General features: G+C 70.8%; 20 protein-coding genes and 1 pseudogene. 12 read left to right on the top strand and 9 right to left on the bottom strand.

Translation table 11 applies throughout. The annotated features are described in order from the left end of the window. The first annotated feature begins 561 nt into the window (after positions 1–561). Positions 562–1,608, top strand: coding sequence for a wax ester/triacylglycerol synthase family O-acyltransferase (locus tag AB0L00_RS39155; protein ID WP_364442605.1), 1,047 nt, complete (start codon positions 562–564; stop codon positions 1,606–1,608). Between the two features lie 55 nt (positions 1,609–1,663). On the opposite strand, the gene AB0L00_RS39150 is transcribed toward AB0L00_RS39155, so the two are convergent. From AB0L00_RS39150 to AB0L00_RS39135, 4 genes are all read right to left on the bottom strand, one after another. Next, positions 1,664–2,239, bottom strand: coding sequence for an ATP/GTP-binding protein (locus tag AB0L00_RS39150; protein ID WP_345364633.1), 576 nt, complete (start codon positions 2,237–2,239; stop codon positions 1,664–1,666). Positions 2,240–2,261: 22 nt separating this feature from the next. Then, a complete protein-coding gene (locus AB0L00_RS39145; protein ID WP_364442604.1) occupies positions 2,262–2,624 on the bottom strand; it encodes a DUF742 domain-containing protein in 363 nt (120 codons plus the stop codon). Positions 2,625–2,706: 82 nt separating this feature from the next. Further along, positions 2,707–3,111, bottom strand: a complete 405-nt coding sequence (locus AB0L00_RS39140; RefSeq protein WP_364442603.1) for a roadblock/LC7 domain-containing protein — start codon at positions 3,109–3,111, stop codon at positions 2,707–2,709. After that, positions 3,111–5,978, bottom strand: a complete 2,868-nt coding sequence (locus AB0L00_RS39135) for a nitrate- and nitrite sensing domain-containing protein (RefSeq protein WP_364442601.1) — start codon at positions 5,976–5,978, stop codon at positions 3,111–3,113. Before AB0L00_RS39135 ends, AB0L00_RS39140 begins: the two co-directional genes overlap by 1 nt. 395 nt (positions 5,979–6,373) lie before the next feature. On the opposite strand from AB0L00_RS39135, the gene AB0L00_RS39130 reads away from it, so the two are divergent. From AB0L00_RS39130 to AB0L00_RS39100, 7 genes are all read left to right on the top strand, one after another. Beyond that, on the top strand, positions 6,374–7,186 hold the full coding sequence (locus AB0L00_RS39130) for a hypothetical protein (RefSeq protein ID WP_345364627.1): 813 nt from the start codon (positions 6,374–6,376) through the stop codon (positions 7,184–7,186). Then, entirely contained in the window at positions 7,183–8,364 is a 1,182-nt protein-coding gene (locus AB0L00_RS39125) for an ABC transporter substrate-binding protein (protein WP_364442600.1), read from the top strand. The genes AB0L00_RS39130 and AB0L00_RS39125 overlap by 4 nt, the downstream gene beginning before the upstream one ends. Before the next feature lie 9 nt (positions 8,365–8,373). After that, positions 8,374–9,429, top strand: coding sequence for an ABC transporter ATP-binding protein (locus AB0L00_RS39120; protein ID WP_364442598.1), 1,056 nt, complete (start codon positions 8,374–8,376; stop codon positions 9,427–9,429). Between the two features lie 89 nt (positions 9,430–9,518). Beyond that, positions 9,519–10,721, top strand: coding sequence for an ABC transporter substrate-binding protein (locus AB0L00_RS39115; RefSeq protein WP_364442597.1), 1,203 nt, complete (start codon positions 9,519–9,521; stop codon positions 10,719–10,721). After that, a complete protein-coding gene (locus AB0L00_RS39110; protein ID WP_364442596.1) occupies positions 10,721–11,611 on the top strand; it encodes an ABC transporter permease in 891 nt (296 codons plus the stop codon). Before AB0L00_RS39115 ends, AB0L00_RS39110 begins: the two co-directional genes overlap by 1 nt. Before the next feature lie 19 nt (positions 11,612–11,630). Next, positions 11,631–12,437, top strand: coding sequence for an ABC transporter permease (locus tag AB0L00_RS39105; protein ID WP_364442595.1), 807 nt, complete (start codon positions 11,631–11,633; stop codon positions 12,435–12,437). Positions 12,438–12,484: 47 nt separating this feature from the next. Continuing rightward, positions 12,485–13,915: a gamma-aminobutyraldehyde dehydrogenase gene (locus AB0L00_RS39100; RefSeq protein ID WP_364442593.1), complete on the top strand. Its 1,431-nt coding sequence runs from the start codon at positions 12,485–12,487 to the stop codon at positions 13,913–13,915. 102 nt (positions 13,916–14,017) lie between these two features. On the opposite strand, the gene AB0L00_RS39095 is transcribed toward AB0L00_RS39100, so the two are convergent. Continuing rightward, positions 14,018–14,539 (bottom strand): GNAT family protein, encoded by a 522-nt coding sequence (locus AB0L00_RS39095; protein ID WP_364442592.1) that lies wholly within the window; start codon positions 14,537–14,539, stop codon positions 14,018–14,020. Positions 14,540–14,604: 65 nt separating this feature from the next. After that, on the bottom strand, positions 14,605–15,465 hold the full coding sequence (locus AB0L00_RS39090; protein ID WP_364442591.1) for an aldo/keto reductase: 861 nt from the start codon (positions 15,463–15,465) through the stop codon (positions 14,605–14,607). Between the two features lie 210 nt (positions 15,466–15,675). On the opposite strand from AB0L00_RS39090, the gene AB0L00_RS39085 reads away from it, so the two are divergent. Beyond that, positions 15,676–16,602, top strand: a complete 927-nt coding sequence (locus tag AB0L00_RS39085; protein WP_364442590.1) for a LysR family transcriptional regulator — start codon at positions 15,676–15,678, stop codon at positions 16,600–16,602. Between the two features lie 30 nt (positions 16,603–16,632). Here AB0L00_RS39085 and AB0L00_RS39080 read toward each other — a convergent pair whose 3' ends face one another. After that, positions 16,633–17,256, bottom strand: coding sequence for a GNAT family protein (locus tag AB0L00_RS39080; protein WP_364442588.1), 624 nt, complete (start codon positions 17,254–17,256; stop codon positions 16,633–16,635). Between AB0L00_RS39080 and AB0L00_RS39075 the strand changes: the two genes are divergently transcribed. Beyond that, the gene (locus tag AB0L00_RS39075) at positions 17,255–17,761 is read left to right on the top strand and encodes a DinB family protein (RefSeq protein WP_364442587.1); all 507 of its coding nucleotides are present in this window, start codon (positions 17,255–17,257) and stop codon (positions 17,759–17,761) included. The genes AB0L00_RS39080 and AB0L00_RS39075 overlap by 2 nt on opposite strands. Positions 17,762–18,087: 326 nt before the next feature. Here the strand turns inward: AB0L00_RS39075 and AB0L00_RS39070 are convergent, their stop codons facing one another. Further along, positions 18,088–18,369: a hypothetical protein gene (locus tag AB0L00_RS39070; RefSeq protein WP_364442586.1), complete on the bottom strand. Its 282-nt coding sequence runs from the start codon at positions 18,367–18,369 to the stop codon at positions 18,088–18,090. Between the two features lie 12 nt (positions 18,370–18,381). Between AB0L00_RS39070 and AB0L00_RS39065 the strand changes: the two genes are divergently transcribed. After that, positions 18,382–18,552 (top strand): hypothetical protein, encoded by a 171-nt coding sequence (locus AB0L00_RS39065; protein WP_364442585.1) that lies wholly within the window; start codon positions 18,382–18,384, stop codon positions 18,550–18,552. An 86-nt stretch (positions 18,553–18,638) separates the two neighbouring features. Here the strand turns inward: AB0L00_RS39065 and AB0L00_RS39060 are convergent, their stop codons facing one another. Further along, complete coding sequence (locus tag AB0L00_RS39060; protein WP_364442583.1) at positions 18,639–19,493, bottom strand: patatin-like phospholipase family protein; 855 nt, start codon at positions 19,491–19,493, stop codon at positions 18,639–18,641. A 132-nt stretch (positions 19,494–19,625) separates the two neighbouring features. Here AB0L00_RS39060 and AB0L00_RS39055 point away from each other — a divergent pair. After that, positions 19,626–19,818, top strand: a pseudogene (locus tag AB0L00_RS39055) (MoxR family ATPase); the annotation flags it as partial.

Raw genomic sequence — 19,818 nt, 5'->3', positions numbered from 1 at the left:
CTCCCCCGCCGGGGCGCCCCCCCCCCCGGCGCCCCCCCCCCGCGCCCGGCCCCCCGCACACCCCCCCCGGCGCCCCGCCCCCCGCGCCGCCGGGACCGCGGGCCACCCCGGCGCACCGGCCGGCGTCGCCGGCCGGCGGGGAGCCGGTCCCACCGATGGGGGACTGGGGGTCAAGGGGCATGGTCTCGCACCATAACTCTGAGTGAGCAGGGACGTCAGCCCATTCTCCCCATCACCGGAAGCGGGCACCACCCTTCCGGGAAGTTCGGTGTCGCCACCCGTCACTTTTCCGCGCCCGCCGGCCCGGCATTCCGCCTCAGACCTGGCCTTAATCACAGACAGTGATATCTCGCCCGAACAAGCGATGTATCGCGACAAATCAGTGCGCTGCGTTTAGGGCGGCAGACGACGCTGATGGCGGATTATGCAGGCGTTCGCGAGGTTTGACTTCCTCGCTCGCGCCGAAATACCGAGAAGGACGAAGGAGACGACCGGCCGTCGGGCGTCCGGTCCGGGGGTGCCGCGAAGCGCCGACGGCGGGGTGAGGCGAAAGGTCGGCCGATGCGCCAGCTCAGTGCCCTTGACGCGCAGTTCCTCAACGTCGAGTCGCGGGGCACGGTCGCGCACATCGCCGGCCTGGCCGTCTCGGACCCCAGCGGGGCGCCGGGCGGCCGCCTGACCCTCGACGACCTGATGGAGTTGATGCGCCGGCGCCTTCCGCTGGTGCGGCAGTTCCGCTGGCGGCTGGCCGAGGTGCCCTTCGGGCTCGACCACCCGTACTGGATCGAGGACCCGGACTTCGACCTGGAGTACCACGTCCGCGAGATCGCCCTCCCGGAGCCGGGCGACGACCGGCAGCTCGCCGAGCAGGTGGCGCGGCTGCACCAGCGACCGCTGGACCGGGCTCGCCCGCTCTGGGAGATGTACCTGGTGCAGGGTCTGCGCGGCGGCCGGATCGCGCTGTACGCCAAGATCCATCATGCGCTCATCGACGGCGTCGCCGCCGCGCAGATCGTCGCCGCCCTGCTCGACCTGGAACCCGAACCGCGTCAGGTGGACGCCGCCGACCGCTGGCGGCCCGAGCGTCCCCCGGGCGCCTGGAGCCTGCTGGCCGGCGCGGCCGCCCGCGCCGCCGTGCATCCGCTGCGCACGACCGGGGGGCTGCTGCGCGCGGTCCCCTACCTCGACACCTTCCCCTTGGTCGGGCGCCTGCCCGGGGTCGGCGTCCTCACCGGCGCGCTGCGCACGGCCGCGCGTACGGGCGAGGTCCCCCCTCAGGCGGACCTGACCGCGCCTCGGACACCCTTCAACGGAACGGTGACACGGCACCGGCGGGTCGCGGTCGGCTCGCTTCCCCTGGACGAGGTGAAGAAGGTCCGGCACGCGCTGGGCGTCAGCGTCAACGACGTCGTGATGGCGCTGTGCGCGAGCGCGCTCCGGCGCTGGCTGATCGACCACGACGCCCTGCCCGGCCGACCGCTCATCGCGGCGGTCCCCGTCTCCACCCGCTCACTCGACGACGACGCCCACGGCAACCAGGTGTCGGCCATGTTCACCCCGCTGCCGACCCACCTCGCCGACGCGCTCGAAGAGCTGAAGCGCCTGTAGCGCGGGCCGCCCGCAGGAGCCCGCGAGCGCTCACCGGCCCGGTGCGCGGGTGCCGCTACCGGATCACCGCGCCGGCCTGGCGCTGACGCTCGGCCATGACGGCCAGGACGTGCTCCACGAGAGCGATCAGGACCTGCTTGCCGGACTCGCGCCGACGCACGTCGCAGAGGATCACCGGCACCCTGGGGTCCAGGTCCAGCGCCGCGCGGATCTCCTCGGTGTCGTAGCGGACCGCGCCGTCGAAGCAGTTGACGCCCACGATGAACGGCAGCCGCCGCCGCTCGAAGTAGTCGATCGACGGGAACGAGTCGGCGAGGCGGCGGGTGTCGGTGAGGACGACCGCCCCGAGGGCGCCGAGGGCCAGCTCGTCCCACATGAACCAGAACCGGTCCTGGCCGGGCGTGCCGAACAGGTACAGGACGAGACCGTCGCGGATGGTGATACGGCCGAAGTCCATCGCCACCGTGGTCGTGGTCTTGCGCTCCACACCTGAGGTGTCGTCGATGCCGACGCTGCGGTCCGTCAGCTGTTCCTCGGTGCGCAGCGGCTTGATCTCGCTGACGGCACCCACCAGGGTCGTCTTACCCACGCCGAATCCGCCCGCGACGAGGATCTTCACGGCGAGCGGCATGGCGGCAGCGCCCCGTGAGGGGTCAGAGCGCCTGGAGTCCATTGAGCACTTCCTTCAAAAGCCGTTCATTGGGAAGACGGTTCTCTGTTTCAGGACGGCGTACGACGATCAGCCCGAGGTCGAGCAGGTCCCCCAGCAGGACCCGGACGACGCCCAGGGGGAGCTTCAGCTTCGCTGAGATCTCCGCCACCGACAGCGGGCGTACGCACAGGTCGAGGATGGCGACGTGCTCCGGGCCGGCGTTCGGGGGGGCGAACGTCGACGTCGCCGCCGTCGCGATGATCGCGATGAGGTCGAAGCCCTCACGCGAGGCTCTGGTACGGCCTCGCGTGAGCGCGTAGGGCCGGACGACCGGTCCGGCCTCGTCGTCGAGCCATTCGCTCATTCAGCCGTCCCGCCTGATGGGCGATCGCCGGGCGGTCGCCGCCGCCCGGCGCCCTCTGTGGTCTCCGCGCACCATCGCGGCCTCACGATTCCACGGCCGAGCGAGGCAGCGTCGACATGTGCTGGCCGACGCGCTTGACCAGCATCGCCATCTCGTAGGCGATCATGCCGACGTCCGCGTCGGAGCCCGCCAGCACAGCGAGACAGGCGCCGGAGCCGGCCGCCGTGACGAACAGGAACGCGTGGTCCATCTCGACGATCGTCTGACGCACGCCCCCGCCGCCGAACTGGCGTCCGGCGCTGCGGGCGAGGCTCTGGAAGCTCGCGGCGACCGCCGACAGGTGCTCGGCGTCCTCCCGCGTGAGGCCGGCGGACCCGCCGACCAGCAGGCCGTCGCTGGACAGCACCACCGCCTGCCGCACCTGCGCGACACGGTTGACGAGGCTGTCCAGCAGCCAGTTGAGTTCCCCCGCAGAACCCGCTGACATCAGATGTCCTCCTCTTCGTGATGGGTGGCGGGCTGCTCGGCGTCCGAGCGGCCGCGCAGCCATCCCTTCTGAATGGAGCTCAGCATGGTGCGGAGCTCTTCCGGCGAACGCTCGTTGCTGGTCGCATTGTTCACGGGCTCGACCTCTTCGCGAAGCTGGGGGGCCAGGTTCGCCTGCCGGACCCGGCGCGGGAGGGCCGGCCTGGTTCCGGAGGTCGAGGGCTCGGCGGTCGCGCCGGGCGACGCGGCCGCCTCGGGCCGGGCGGCCTCCGCGGGCTCGTCGGTCGGTTCGAACAGCGAACGGCCTTGTGCCCCGCCTTGCCGGGTCGGCAGCGGCGGCCGGTCGTCGCCGACGCCGTCGCCGACCGACGGCCACTGATCGCTCCGCGCGCCGGGCCGCGTGCCGCCCAGACCCGTGCCGTCTTCGTACGACGTCGCACCCGTGGAGTATCCGCCTGTGTCCGTCATTCCGGTGGAGTAACCGCTCGATTCCGTCACGCCGGGGGAGTACCCGCGTGATCCAGCGGAGTATCCCCCCGTTTCAGGCGAGTAGCCGGTCGTTCCGGCCTCGTAGCCGTCCCCGGCCTCCGGCCCCTCGCCGTACGCGGTGGGGAGGGCGTCGTGGCCGCCGAGGTCCGCGGCGTACGGGCTCGACCCGTAGGCGGAGGGGAAGGATCCCGTGTCCGGACCCGTCTCCTGGCCGGCGGTGTCCTGCGACCGCGCGTCGGAGCCGCGGGAACCGCCGCCGCCGTACGGCTTCGCGTCGTACGGACCGGTCGTGTAGGCGGCCTGCGAGCCGGTGTCGGAGCGGCGCTGGGGGAGCGGCGGCCGGTCGCCCCGGATCGCCTGGATCGGCCCGGTGATCGGACCCGTGATGGGACCGGTGTCGGTGGGGCGGGTCGGCGCGCCGATCGCGCCGATCGGGACCAGGGCCTCCTCGCCGCGTCGCGTGGTCGCGGGACCGGACTCCAGCTCGGGCCGCTCGTTGCCGCCGGCGACGACCGCGTCGGGCAGCAGCACGATGGCGGTCGTCCCGCCGTACGGCGAGGTGCGGAGCGTGACCTGCACCCGGTGCCGCTGGGCCAGCCGGCCGACGACGAACAGGCCGAGCTGGGCGCTGTTGGACAGGTCGAAGTCCGGCGGATTAGTCAGCCGCTCGTTGGCGCGGTCGAGGCTGGCCTGGTCCATGCTCAGGCCCCGGTCCTCCACCTCGAACGCGAAGCCGTGCGCCACGGTCTGCCCCGTCACCTGGACGGTGGTGTCCGGCGGGGAGAACAGCGTCGCGTTCTCGATGAGCTCGGCGAGCAGGTGGATGAGGTCCGCGACCGCGGGGCCGGCGACGGCCACGCGGGGCATGGCCGACACGTTGACCCGCGCGTAGTCCTCCACCTCGGCCGCGGCGGCACGGGCGACGTCGACGACCGGGACCGGGTTGCGCCAGCCACGGCCGGGCGCCTGCCCGGACAGGATGATGAGACCTTCCGCGTGGCGGCGCATGCGGGTCGCCAGGTGGTCGAGACGGAACAGGTCGTCCAGCTCGTCGGGCTCGGTGACCCGGCGCTCCATGGAGTCCAGGAGGTTGAGCTGGCGGTGCAGCAGCGCCTGGTTGCGGCGCGCCAGGTTGAGGAAGACCTCGCTGATGCTGCGGCGCAGCGCGGCCTCCTCGACCGCGCCCTGGATCGCGGTGCGGCGGGCGGCGTTGAACGCCTGGCCGACCTGGTCGATCTCCCGGGTGCCGAAGGACAGCGGCGGGGCCTCGGCGCCGACGTCGACGTCCTCGCCGCGGCGCAGCCGGCGGATGACGCTGGGCAGCCGCTCATTGGCCAGGTCGAGGGCCGCGCGGCGCAGGCCGGTCAGGTCGCGGATGACCGAGCGGCCCACCCACAGCGACAGGATGAGCGAGGCGATGACCGCGAGCAGACCGAGGGCGCCGGCCAGCGCGACGTTCCGGATGATGCCGTCCGAGATGGGCTTGGCGCGCTGGGCGGCGCTCGCCGACGACGACAGCTCGAGGCCGCGCAGTCGCGTCAGGATGGAGGTGACCTTGATCTTCCACTTGACGTCCATGCCGGCCAGCGGGTTCGGGGCCGGCTTGCCGGCCATCCCCGCCATCCCGCCCGTGCCCGAGTGGGACTCATGCGGCATGTTGTCGGTGAACTGGTCCTCCAGCGCCTGCAGGCCGGTGTACTCGGGCGTCGAGACGATCCGCTGGTAGTAGGCGCGGTCGGCGGGGCGCAGGTCGGGGACGACCTGGTCGTAGAGACTGCGCTGGGTCCCGACGAGCTTGGTGAACTGCACGTGCTCGGGGAACGTCAGGCGACCGGTGGCCAGCGCGCCGGCCAGCAGCGCGTCCTCCTGGGACAGGATCTCCCGCGCCCGTGCCAGGGCGACCTCGGTCTTGGCGTCCTTGGTGACGTCCGGGTCGCTCAGCGTCGACAGCGACGACTGAAGGGAGATGATGTCGGCGATCGTGTCGGAGTAGTCGGACAACGCCTGCATGCGGCTAGTCTTACCGCTGTCGATCGCCCGCCGCTTGGTCGGCAGGTTTTCGAGGTGTACGAGCACCTCGTGCGTCCACTGCCGGGCCTGGGCGTTGGCGTATTTCTGTGCGCCGGCGTCGGCGGCCAGCCGCCGGAACAGGTCGGCCTGCCGGTCGGTGACGAGGCGGCCGGACTCCATCGACGCCCGGTCGCCGGCGGACTTACTGCCCAAGAAGACCACCGACAGCCGGCGCTCCTGCTCCAGGGCGCTGCCCAGGCCTCCGGAGGGGTAGTTCAGGTGGTCCTGGATCGTGTTGACGTGCCGGAGGTTCAGGCCGTCGCCCAGGGTGATGTCGGCCGCGAACGCCCACAGAGTGGTGAGTGACACCAGCGGGACGATGAGCAGCAGAACTATCTTGAAGCGGACTGACCCGAGCACGCGGCCGACCCGGGAGCGGGACGACCGCCGACTGACATCTGATCCCACTCGTCGGTCCTTAGATTGCACCGCGACAGGCTCGACTTTCAGTGAGGCGGGAGAAACACCGTGTGAACGCGCGAGACTCTACTAGACATCACGGCGCACACTGGCCGCCTCTGTAAATATCGGGCATCAAACACCCGACGCCTTGAGGGGGAGAAACGTGTGTTGGGCGCCGAATAACTGCAGGTAGGGGCGCATTTATCGACCCAAGGCTCTCAGGTCGGTCCGAGAACTGGATTTCGGACGATCGGTGACAAGGACTCCGCATCCTCCTCCGGACACCCCTAGAATCCGCGATCGTGATCCATGACGACCAGCCCCCGGAGACGCTCCCCGTACGTGGACGCTCGCCGCTACCCGGCGGGCGTCACCGCCGGCCGGGCAGCGGCGATCTTCCCCCCGACGCCCCGGTCCTCGTCCTGGCGGTACCCGGGACGGTCCCGGACGTCGGCAACGAGATCGCCGGGCTCATCCGCACGTCCCGTTCCGACATCGACATCCGGGTCGCCGCCATCGGCGGCCCCGCGCTCGCGGACAACCTGCGGGGCCTGCCCGAGGGTCGCTCGGCGGTCGTGGTCCCGCTGGTCACCGGCCCGCACCCGCAGACGTACCGCGACATCAACGCGGTGGTCGCGGAGACCGGCGCGCGGGTGACCGTCACCGATCCGCTCGGCCCGCACCCCCTGCTGGCGGAGGCACTGCACGTACGGCTCGCGGACAGCGGCCTGGCGCGCGCGGACCGGATCCGGCAGTTCAGCATCGGCGCGTCCGTCGACGGCGTCATCGTCGCCACGGTCGGCGGCGACCCGGCCGTCCGTGAGGCCGACATGACCGCCGTCCTCCTCGCCGCCCGGCTCGCCGTGCCGGTCGTCGCCGCGTCCATCGACGGCCGCCCGACGGTCGCCGACGCGGTGGGGCGGCTGCGCGAGTCCGGTGGGCAGCGCATCGCCATCGCCCCGTTCGTCGTCGGACCGGAGATCGACTTCGAGCGCCTCGCCAAGCTCGCCAGCGACGCCGGCCTCGGCTGCGCCGAGCCGCTGGGCGCCCACTCCTCGGTCGTACGCCTCGTGAACCTGCGCTATGAGGTCGCCCTGGACGAGGAGATGTCATGAAATTCGGATCACTCACCAGGCTCGCGTGCGCGGCGGCCGTCATCCTGGCCGCGGCCGGTTGCGGAGGAGGTTCGGGCGGGAGCAAGGCCGCGTCGGTGCCGCACGTCGCCACGCAACAGGAGATCGGGCCTTCCGAGGGAAGGCTCAACCTGGTGATCTGGGCGGGATACGCCGAGGACGGCTCCACCGACAAACACGTCGACTGGGTGCATCCCTTCGAGAAGAAGACCGGCTGCAAGGTCGACGCGAAGGTCGCCGACACGTCCGACTCGATGTACGCGCTGATGAAGACCGGGCAGTACGACGGCGTCTCGGCCTCGGGCGACTCGTCGCTGCGGCTCATCTACGGCGGCCTCGTCGCGCCGGTCAACACGAACCTGCTGAAGAACTACCGCGACATCCCGTCGTACCTGAAGAACCAGCCGTACAACTCGGTCAAGGGCCAGATGTACGGCGCGCCGCACGGCTACGGCGCGAACTACCTCACGTACCGCACGGACAAGATCCCGAACACGCCGGCGTCCTGGAGCATCGTCTGGGACTCGGGCAGCGCCGCCGCCGACCACGTCGTCGCGTACGACTCGCCGATCTACATCGCCGACGCCGCGCTGTACCTGAAGGCGCACCGCCCGGATCTCAAGATCAACGACGTGTACGAGCTCTCGCAGAAGCAGTTCGACGCGGCCGTCGACCTGCTGAAGAAGCAGCGCCCGAACGTCAACCAGTACTGGTCGAACTACCTGGACGAGGTCGAGGCGTTCAAGGCGGGTGACAACTACGCGGGCACGGCCTGGCAGGTGACCGCCAACCTCGCCAAGACGGAGAAGGCCCCCATCGGGACGACCATTCCGACGGAGGGCGCCACCGGGTGGTCGGACACCTGGATGGTCGCGTCACACGCCGAGCACCCGAACTGCATGTACAAGTGGATGAACTGGATCCAGTCCCCCAAGGTGCAGGCGGCGGTGGCGCAGTGGTTCGGTGAGGCCCCCGCCAACCCGAAGGCCTGCAAATACGCGGCGAAGGGGTTCTGCGCGCAGTTCCGGGTGGGCGACGTCGACTTCTATAAGAGGCTTGCCTTCTGGAAGACTCCGGTCGCAGACTGTGGTGATTCTCGCGGAACGAGTTGCGTCGACTACGCGAAGTGGACGGAACTCTGGACGCAGATCAAGGGATAGATGATTCAGATGAACACCGAAGAGCCCGGCGTTTCCGCCGCGGTCGCCCTCCGCGCGGTACGCAAGACCTTCGGAGAGGTCGTCGCCGTCGCCGGTGTCGACCTGGAGATCCAGGACGGCGAGTTCTTCGCCATGCTGGGCCCCTCCGGATCGGGTAAGACGACGGTGCTGCGCATGATCGCCGGCTTCGAGACGCCGACCTCCGGGGAGATCCGCCTCGGGGGCCGCGACGTGACGAAACTGCCGCCCTTCGAGCGCGACGTCAACACCGTCTTCCAGGACTACGCGCTGTTCCCCCACATGAACGTCCTGGCCAACGTCGAGTACGGCCTCAAGGTGAAGAAGGTCCCGAAGGCCGAGCGCCGGGAGCGCGCCCTGACGGCGCTGGCGTCCGTCCGCCTCGAGGGCTTCGAGGCGCGCAAGCCGGGCCAGCTGTCCGGGGGGCAGCGGCAGCGCGTGGCGCTGGCACGTGCGCTCGTCAACCGCCCCAAGGTGTTGCTGCTCGACGAGCCGCTCGGCGCCCTCGACCTCAAGCTCCGCGAGGAGATGCAGGTCGAGCTGAAGGCCATCCAGCGCGAGGTCGGCATCACCTTCCTGTTCGTGACGCACGACCAGGAGGAGGCACTGACCATGGCCGACCGGGTCGCGGTGTTCAACGCGGGCCGGATCGAGCAGGTCGGGTCGCCCGCGGAGGTGTACGAGAAGCCGGCGTCGGCGTTCGTCGCGGGGTTCGTCGGCACCTCGAACCTCATCGAGGGCGAGGCGGCCCAGTCGATACTCGGCCGGCCGGGCGTCTACAGCGTCCGGCCGGAGAAGCTCCGCGTCGATACGGATCTCGACGCGGAGCTGCCCGAAGGCGAGCACTCCGCGACCGGCACGGTCGCGGAGGTCGTCTACGCGGGGGCGGCAACCCGGTTCGTCGTCGACCTCGACGCCGGGGGCCGGTTGGTGGCACTGCAGCAGAACCTGCAGTCCTCCTCGATGGACGTGTTGAAGCTGCGCGAAGCCCGGGTCAGGCTCGCGTGGCGTCGTGAGCACGAGTTCGCCATCCCCGGTCCGACGTGATCTCGGCCGGTCACCGCCCGACCGGCCGGCTCACCGCGGCCTGAGCCGCGGTCTTCCCCGAGAAAACCCCCCATCTGATCGGAGTTTCCATGCGCGCCACGCGCCTCGCGCTCGTCGCGATGGCCGCCGTGTCCCTTCTCGCCGCGGGCTGCGGCGGCAACAGCGGCAAGTCCCACCATGGGACCGGTGCCGGAGGGTTCACGCCCCCGAACATTCCCGCGCTGCAGTCGCTCGGTACGGGCGAGGGCCAGGTGAACCTGGTCTCCTGGGCCGGCTATGTGGAGGACGGCTCGAACAACAAGGACCTGGACTGGGTCCACCCGTTCGAGAAGCAGACCGGCTGCAAGGTGAACAACAAGGTGGCCGGCACGTCGGACGAGATGGTCAGCCTGATGAAGACCGGGGAGTACGACGCGGTCTCCGCCTCGGGCGACGCCTCGCTGCGCCTCATCGCCGGCGGCACCGTCGCCCCGGTCAACACGAGCCTGGTCCCGAACTACGCCGACATCTTCCCGGACCTGAAGAACAAGCCGTGGAACTCCGTGAACGGCAAGATGTACGGCATCCCGCACGGCCGTGGCGCCAACATGCTGATGTGGCGGACCGACAAGGTGACGACGGCGCCCGACTCCTGGAGCGTGGTCTTCGACCCGAACTCCCCGTACAAGGGCCACATCACCGCCTACGACTCGCCGATCTACATCGCCGACGCCGCGCTGTACCTCATGTCGACCCAGCCCGCCCTGGGCATCAAGGACCCGTACGCCCTGGACCAGAAGCAGTTCGACGCGGCGGTGAACCTGCTCAAGGAGCAGAAGCAGCTCGTCGGCGAGTACTGGTCGGACGCCACCAAGATCCAGCAGTCGTTCAAGAGCGGTGACACCGTCCTCGGCACGACCTGGCAGGTCATCGCGAACGGGCTGACGGCCGACAAGACCCCGGTCCAGACGACGCTGCCCAAGGAGGGCGCCACCGGCTGGTCCGACACCTGGATGGTGGCGGCCAACGCCAAGCACCCGAACTGCGCCTACAAGTGGCTCGACTGGGTGGTCTCCCCGAAGGTGAACGCGCAGATCGCCGAGAGCTGGGGCGAGGCGCCGGCCAACAGCAAGGCCTGCGCGCTGACCGATGACAAGAAGTTCTGCGACACCTACCACGCCGCGGACGCGCCGTACTGGACGAAGGTCCACTACTGGAACACGCCCATCACGCAGTGCATCGACGGACGCACGAACGTGAAGTGCGTGGACTACGCCAAGTGGACGCAGGCCTGGACGCAGATCAAGGGCTGATGAGCACCACTGTCACGCCCGGCGGGCCGGTTCGCCGGCTCGCCGGGCTGCTTCACCGCAGGCCGTACCTCCGGCTGGCCGCGCTGCTGTCCGCGCCGCTGCTCTGGCTCGTCGTGGCATACCTCGGGTCCCTGGCAGCGCTGTTCGCCGCCGCGTTCTGGACGACGGACGACTTCACCGGCGAGGTGGTCAAGCAGTTCGACCTGGGCAACTTCCAGGAGCTGTGGAACCAGAGCGTCTACCGGACGATCACGCTGCGGAGCGTCGGCGTGGCCGCGGCGGTCACCGTCGTCGATGTCGCGGTCGCCTTCCCGATGGCCTTCTACATGGCCAAGATCGCTTCGCCGCGGGCCCAGCGCTGGCTGGTCATCGCGGTGCTGACGCCGTTGTGGGCGAGCTACCTCGTCAAGGCGTACGCCTGGCGGATCATGTTCTCCGGGTCCGGGGTGCTGAGCTGGATCCTCGACCCGTTCGGGATCCACGGCCCCGGGTACGGCCTGCCGGCCACCATCGTGACCCTGGCCTACCTCTGGCTCCCGTACATGATCCTGCCGATCTACGCGGGCCTGGAGCGGCTGCCGAACTCGCTGCTGGACGCCGCGGGCGACCTCGGTGCCCGGACCTTCCGGACATTCCGGACGGTGATCTGGCCCGTCGCCATCCCGGCGGTGATCGCGGGATCGATCTTCACGTTCTCGCTCTCGCTCGGCGACTACATCACGGTGAAGATCGTGGGCGGCAAGAGCCAGCTCATCGGCAACGTCGTCTACGACAACATCGGCGCCGCCAACAACCTGCCGTTCGCCGCGGCCGTCGCGACGATCCCGGTGGTGATCATGGTGATCTACCTGGTCGCCGTGCGCCGCACCGGCGCGCTGGACAACCTCTGACCGCCCGGAGACACCTGCAATGACCTTGTCACGAGGCGCGCGGATCGCGCTCCGGGCCGGGATGATCCTCGGCCTGGCCGTCATCTACGTGCCGCTTCTCGTCGTGCTCATCAACTCGTTCAACGCCGACAAGGCGTTCGCCTGGCCGCCCTCGCACCTGACGGGGCACTGGTGGTCGACGGCGTGGGGCAACGGCGGCGTGCGCACGGCGCTGTGGACGTCGGTCAAGGCCGGGCTCGGGGCCACCGCGGTGGCCCTCGTGCTCGGCACGATGGCGGCGTTCGCCGTGCAGCGTTACCGGTTCTTCGGCCGCGACACGGTGTCGCTGCTGGTCATCCTGCCGATCGCGCTGCCCGGCATCGTCACGGGCATCGCGCTGAACAACGCCTTCCGCACGGTGCTGTCGCCGCTGGGCATCCAACTCGGCCTGTTCACCGTCGTCGTCGGCCACGCGACCTTCTGTGTCGTCACCATCTTCAACAACGTGCTGGCCCGGCTGCGCCGGCTCGGCACGCGCGTCGAGGAGGCGTCGGCCGATCTGGGCGCCGACACCTTCCAGACCTTCAGGTACGTTACTTTTCCGCTGCTGCGTTCCGCGCTGCTGGCCGGCGGGCTGCTGTCGTTCGCGCTGTCGTTCGACGAGATCATCGTGACGACGTTCACGGCCGGGGCGGGAGTGCAGACGCTGCCGATCTGGATCTTCAACAACCTGTTCCGGCCGAACCAGGCACCCATCGTCAACGTCGTGGCCGCCGCGCTGATCGTGCTGTCCGTCGTTCCGGTGTACCTCGCCCAGCGCGTCTCCGGGGACACCCGCGGCCTGTAGCGCCGGTCGCCGAGACAACGCCATGACTTCAGGAAGGACCGCCCGCAATGAAGCGCACCGTCCGTAACTTCGTGAACGGCTCGCCGGCCGACACGGCCGACGGCCGTACCGCGGACCTGATCAGCCCCGTCACCGGCGAGGCGTTCGGCACGGCCCCGGTCTCGGGGCAGGCCGAGGTCGACGCGGCGTTCGACGCCGCGTCGCGCGCGTTCGAGACCTGGCGCGACACCACGCCCGCCGAGCGGCAGCTCGCGCTGCTGCGCATCGCGGACGCCATCGAGGCCCGCGCCGACGAGCTGGTCGCGCTCGAGTCGGAGAACACCGGCAAGCCGATCGGCCTGACGGCGTCGGAGGAGATCCCGCCGATGGTCGACCAGATCCGGTTCTTCGCCGGCGCGGCGCGGATCCTGGAGGGCCGCTCCGCCGGGGAGTACATGGCGGGCCACACCTCCTGGATCCGGCGTGAGCCGATCGGCGTGTGCGCGCAGGTCACGCCGTGGAACTACCCGATGATGATGGCGGTCTGGAAGTTCGCGCCGGCCATCGCCGCGGGCAACACGGTCGTGCTCAAGCCGTCCGACACGACCCCGGTGACGACGGCCGCGCTGGCCGAGATCGCCGCGGAGTTCCTGCCGCCGGGCGTCTTCAACGTCGTCTGCGGCGACCGCGACACCGGACGGCTCCTCGTCGAGCACCCCGTCCCGCAGATGGTCTCCATCACCGGGTCGGTGCGCGCCGGCACCGAGGTCGCCCAGTCGGCCGCCGCCGACCTCAAGCGGGTGCACTTGGAGCTGGGCGGCAAGGCGCCCGTCATCGTCTTCGACGACGCGGACGTCGAGGCCGCGGCCCAGGCGATCGCCGAGGCGGGCTACTTCAACGCCGGCCAGGACTGCACGGCCGCGACCCGGGTGCTGGCCTCCCCGCGCGTCCACGACGACTTCGTCGCCGCCCTGACCGAGCAGGCCGCCCAGACCCGCACCGGCCTGCCCGACGACGAGGACGTCCTGTACGGCCCGCTGAACAACGCCGTGCAGCTCGACCGGGTCGCGGGCTTCATCGACCGGCTGCCCGACCACGCGTCCGTGACCGCCGGCGGCTCCCGCACCCGCGAGCAGGGCTTCTTCTACGAGCCGACCGTCGTCTCCGGGCTGCGCCAGGACGACGAGGCGGTGCAGCAGGAGATCTTCGGCCCGGTCATCACCGTGCAGCGCTTCTCCGACGAGGACGAGGCCGTCCGCTGGGCCAACGGCGTCAAGTACGGCCTCGCCTCCTCGGTGTGGACCCGCGACCACGGCCGGGCGATGCGCGTCTCGCGGCGGCTCGACTTCGGCTGCGTCTGGATCAACACGCACATCCCGCTCGTCGCCGAGATGCCGCACGGGGGCTTCAAGCACTCCGGGTACGGCAAGGACCTGTCGATGTACGGCTTCGAGGACTACACCCGCGTCAAGCACGTGATGTCCAACATCGAGGCCTGATCCTCGGCCCGCACGGCGACGCCGCCGCCCCCGTCATGGTCTCCGTGACGAGGTCGGCGGCGTCGGCCTATCAGCGATCTACAATGTAAAGGCGTCGGCCGGTCAGGCCTCGAGCTCGTGGCGCAGGACGCTGTAGACGAGCACGTCGCGCCAGGCGCCGTCGCGGAACGCGTAACCGCGGAGCACGCCCTCGCGGGTGAAGCCGGCCTTCTGCAGCGCCCACTGCTCGGCCGCGTTGGTGACCTCGGTGATCGCCTCGATCCGGTTGACCTGCGTGTGCGCGAACAGGTACCGCACGAGCGACCGCTGCGCCTCGGTGCCGTACCCGAGACCGCGCACCTCGGGCCGCATGGCGACGCCGATGTTCCAGCAGTACGACGTGCGCGCCGTGGGTTGCCTGCGCCACGAGACGAACCCCAGCCGCTCGTCGCCGCGCACCGCCATGAGGACGCCGCCGTCGTCGTCCAGCATGCCGTTCTCCTCCCAGCGCCTTCGGAAGCGCCACTGCTCGGACCAGCCGAGCCAGCCGTGCTCGCCGGTCGCCTCCGGATCACCCGTGAGCCTCTCGATCACCGCCAGGTCGTCCCGGTTCACAGGCCGCAACCGCAGCTCGTCATCGCCCATGGCGGCAAAGCTTAGGCTCGCCGCCGAACGGCAACAACGGCGCGATCCCGCCCGGACCCGGTCGGTCAGGCCGCGTCGAGCTCGGCGAGCTCCTCCGGCGTGAGCTCCAAGTCGGCCGCGGCCACCGAGTCGCGGATCGTCTCCGGGCGGCTGGACCCCGGAATCGGGATCACCACCGGGGACTTCGCCAGCATCCAGGCCAGGCAGACCTGCTGCGGGCTCACCCCGTGCGCCTGCGCGACCCGCCCGAACGCCGAGTGCGCGCTCCCCAGGTCGCCCGCCTTGGGAATGCCGCCGAGCGGGCTCCAGGGCAGGAAGGCGATGCCGAGTTCGTCGCACAACCGCAGCTCGGGCTCGCTGCTCCGGAACCTCGGCGAGAACTCGTTCTGCACCGACGCCAGGCGGCCGCCGAGGATCTCCTGCGCCTGACGGATCTGGTCCGGGTTCGCGTTGGAGATGCCGGCCATCCGGATCTTCCCCTCGTCGAGAAGGTCGCGGATCGCTCCGACGGACTCGGCGTACGGGACGGCGGGGTCCGGCCGGTGGAACTGGTACAGGCCGATGGCCTCCACCCCGAGCCGCTTCAGCGACGCCTCGCACGCCCGCCGCAGGTGCTCGGGCGAGCCGTCCCGCGCCCAGCCGCCGTCCGCCGTACGCGTATGACCACCCTTGGTCGCGACCAGCACGTCCGAGGCGTCACCGCCGTACGAGGCCAGGGCCCCGGCGATGAGGGACTCGTTGTGCCCCACGTCGTCCGCGCCCAGGCTGTACGCGTCGGCCGTGTCGATGAGGGTCACCCCCGCGTCGAGGGCCGCGTGGATGGTGGCGATGGAACGGCTCTCCTCCGGCCGCCCATCGATGGACATGGGCATCCCCCCGAGTCCGATCGCGCCGACCTGGACATCGCCGATCCGGCGAGTGCGCATGAGAAAACCTCCGAGACATCCTGCGTGAGAAACGGCCGTCGTCGCGCGCGGCCCCGCACAGGGGTGCGACGACGCGCGGCGACCCCGGCCCTCATACCCGCGAACCGGCGGGCATGCCCGGACCGGGCGACCCTTTGAACCTTGCTCGCTCGGGGCACCGGGTGTCCAACAGAAGAAACCGATGAGATCAAGCAGTTAGAGTGCTCAATCGTGGAACTGCGGCATCTCGAGTACTTCGTGGCGGTGGCGGAGGAGGCGCACTTCACCCGCGCCGCCGAACGCCTGCACCTGGCCCAGTCCGGCCTGTCCGCGTCGATCCGCGCGCTCGAACGCGAGCTCGGCGCGCCGCTGTTCATCCGCAGCACCCGCCGGGTCGAGCTGACCGAGGCGGGCCGCGCCCTGCTGGCCGAGGCCCGGCGTACCCTCGCCAGCGTCGCCGCGGCCCGCAACGCCGTCGCCGCCGTCCAGGGCCTCCTGCGCGGCACGCTCTGCATCGGCGCGGAGCAGTGCCTGGGGGTCGTCGACCTGCCCGCGGTGCTGTCCCGATTTCGGTCATCGCACCCCGGCGTCGAGATCCGGCTGCGCCAGGCCGGCTCCGCCCACCTCGTCGAGGAGGTCCGGGCCGCACGCCTGGACCTGGCCTTCGTGGCGACCGCGGCGGACCCGCCGCCGGGAGTCACCCTGACCTCGCTGACGACGGAGCCGATGATGCTCGTCTGCCATCCGGACCACCGGCTCACCGCCTGCGACGCGGTGGACTGGTCGCAACTGGAGGGCGAGTCCTTCGTCGACTTCCACGCGGACTGGGGATCGCGCCAGGTCACGGACCGGGCCTTCGAGGCGGCCGGCCTGCGCCGGCGCGTCGCCCTGGAGGTCAACGACGTGCACAGCCTGCTCGACTTCGTCGGGGCGGACCTCGGCGTGGCCCTGGTGCCCCGGCGGATCGCGTACAAGAAGAAAGAGAACGTCCGCGTCCTGCCGCTGCGGGACACCCCGCCGTCCTGGCGGGTGTCGGTCGCGGTGCCCACGGACGGGCCGACGAACAACCCGGCGTCCCGCGCGCTGCTCGACATCCTCGGCGAGTCCCTCTGCCTGCCCGCCACGGCGTCCCCGCTCCCGGAGCCCGCCACGACCTGACCTCGGCCGTACCTCGAACCGCGGGAGAGACTACGGGGCAGGGTGCCGGAGGCTGCCCGCGGCGTGGGACTCGGAAGGGCCCATGCCCGCGCGCCACTCGTCTTCGAGGATGCCGAACACCTCCGAGTCCCGCCAGCCATCCCGGATCAGCGCGGTGTGACGATGCCGTCCTTCCCAGGTCATGCCCAGCTTGGCCAGCACCCGCGCCGACGCGAGGTTCCGCGGGTCGCAGGTGGCGAAGATCCAGTGAAGTCCCAGTCGCTCGAAACCATGGGAGAGCAGTTCCCGCCCGATCGCCGTGCCCACACCACGACCCCACGCGCGCGGGTGCACCACATAGCTGATCTCGCCTCGGCGCTGCTCGAAGCTTCGGACACGCAGTTCGCCCATGCCGACCGCGTCCCCGTCGATACGGGCCACATAGGCGAACCTCTTCTGGGGCACGTGTGACCACGCCTCGGCGGCGGCCGCCACGAACGCCCGCGTCTGCTCCTCGGTGTTCGGCCCCCAGAGCTGGAACCGGCAGACCGCTGCCTGGGAGGCCCAGGAGTGCACGGCTCCCCAGTCGGCGAGCCTGATCCTGTCCAGCAACACCGAGTGCTGCTCCATGCCCCTGATCTTGTCAGGCGGCGCCGTACGGCAGAATTCCGCCATGACCGTCGACAGGATCGCCCCGCCAGTCATCGGGGGAGAGCGCGAGATGCTGCGCGCCTTCCTCGACTTCCACCGCGCGACGCTCGCGATGAAGTGCGAGGGCCTGTCCGACGACGACCTGCGCCGCGCGGCGGTGCCGTCCTCGACGCTGTCCCTGCTCGGCCTCGTACGCCACATGGCCGAGGTCGAGCGAACCTGGTTCCGCATCGTGATGAGCGGCGAGGACATCCCCCTCGTGTGGTCGGACGAGCGCGACTACCAGGTGGCGTACGACGCGAGCACGTCGACGCGGTCGGAGGCCTTCGCGGCCTGGCAGGCGGAGGTTGAGCACGCCCGCCGCATCGAGGAGTCCGCGGACTCCCTCGACGTCACCGGCCATCAGCCCAAGTGGGACGAGGACGTCTCGCTGCGCATGGTGATGCTCCACCTGATCCACGAGTACGCCCGCCACAACGGCCACGCCGACCTCATCCGCGAGGCCATCGACGGCACCGTCGGCGTCTGATTCCCGGACTCTGGACGTGGCGGTCGATGAGCGGCCGACAAGGCTCGGCGCGGGATCGATCACCCGGGATCCGGGTGAGCCGCCCTGGGTCAGCGGCGCAGCCGGGCCGGGTCGACTTCGGTCACGGCCGTCCTCCCGTCCAGCTCCCACCCCTTCTCGTACGCCGCGGCGAAGGCATCCTCGGCCAGCGCGGCCCGCCCCCGGCGGGTGAGCTCGCGAACCTGCCGATCGGGGCGGTCGTGAGCGCCGCGCAGCCGGGACGCGGCACCGAGCGGGACGGCCGACTCGTGCTGCCGCCCCTGCGCCGCGGCGAGCGCGGCCGTGTTTCACCGCCACAGCGACAGGATCGGCAGGTCCCGGGTCTCCAGCGCCGCCGCGTACGCCTTCTCCAGCGCCCTCTCCGCGTCGGCCAGGTCACCCGTCTCCAGGCAGAGCGAGGCCCGTACGCTGCCGGCCAGCGACCGGGCCTCGCGCAGGTCGGCCAGCGCGCCGTCGAGGTCGTCGTCGTATTGCCGCAGCTGGGCGCGCATCGGCAGCGCGGTGGCCTGGCCCCAGCGGTCGCCGACCTGCCGGAAGCAGGCCAGGGCCGCCTCCACGTCGCCGCGCATCGCCGTCCGGCGATGGGCTGGGAGAGCCGGATCCGGTATGCGGCCGGGCCGGCGAGGAACGACCTGGGATTCGGGGCCGTGCTCGTCCGACCCGACGGGACGGTCGCCTGGGCAGGCGATCGCGACTCCGACCGTGAAGCGTTCGAGCGGGCCGCCGGCCGCTGGTTCGGCGATCCGGCGTGAAACCCCATTCCTCAATCGAAATCAAGGAGCACACATGACGATCACTCTCCGGCCGGAAAGCACCGTGATGTTCACCGGCGACTCGATCACCACCCGCGGGCGGTGCGGTCGGCCTCGCGGCGGCCCTGGCCGCGGCCCGCGTGGGCCGCGGCCTCCCGGACCGACGGGTCGAGGGGGTTGGTGCCCATCGCGGTGAGGGAGGCCTCGTCGGGGTGGATGACGGTGACGGTGGAGCCCCGGTGGCGCAGGGCTTCGACGTTCTCGCCCAGCCCGCCGCCCCAGGGCGGAGCCGGAGAGCCGGCGGGCATGGGGGACACGATCAGCACGCGGTCGTATCCCAACGCGAGGTCGGCGTTCTCGTTGGAGTGGGCGCCGCCGTCGACGTACCGGCGGCCGTCGATGGAGGCCGGGGGCCAGATCCCGGGTACGGCGCAGCTGGCCGCGACCGCGTCGACCAGGTCGACGCCGGACTCGGGATCGAAGATCCGCCGTTCACCCGTCTCCGCGTCGACGGCGACGATGGCGATCGGGCGCTCCGGCCAGTCGAACGACGGCAGACGTGACGCGATCGCCTCCCGCCGCTCCTTCTCCGGGACCGTGGGGACCTCCCGCGCCCAGGCGCCGACGCGGCGGCGCATCTCCAGGGCGTCCTCCGCTCCCGCCAAGACCTCTGCGATCGTCGTGACGTAGGTGGGCAGATCGAACTCGGCGGGGATCTCCCGCGCCTGCAGCGCGGGGTCGACCTGCCGCCGGAACAGGTCCTCCAGTGGCAGGCCACTGCTCAACTGGGCGGTGACGGCCGATCCGGCCGACGTCCCGACGATCAGGTCGGCGCCGAGTACGTCGACGCCCGCGTCGGCCAGGCCCACGAGCACGCCCGTCTCCCAGGCGATCCCCGCCACACCGCCACCGCCGAGGACCAATGCGTGTCGTACAGTCATGTCCCTATCCTGGCGATTCGGCCACACTGTGGGCACCGGTCCCCATGGTGATCGTTCTCACGGGATTCGAGGGACGAACGGCGTGGGGTAGGTTCGAACGCGGTTCGGTTCGTTCTCTGGCCTGGAGCGTAGATGACCTTCAGCTCGCCCGTCGACGTCCGTGAGGGTCTCGCGGCCGTGGACTACCTGGCCGACGACGCGATCGCCACGACCGTCTACCTCGCCGCCGCCCTCGGCAAGCCGCTGCTGGTGGAGGGCCCCGCCGGAGTGGGCAAGACGGAGCTGGCCAAGGCCGTCGCCGCCATCACCGAGGCACGGCTCGTAC

The organism is Actinoallomurus sp. NPDC052308 (assembly GCF_040679195.1).
Classification (GTDB): domain Bacteria; phylum Actinomycetota; class Actinomycetes; order Streptosporangiales; family Streptosporangiaceae; genus Actinoallomurus; species Actinoallomurus liliacearum.
This window is presented reverse-complemented; position numbering and strand designations above follow the sequence as displayed.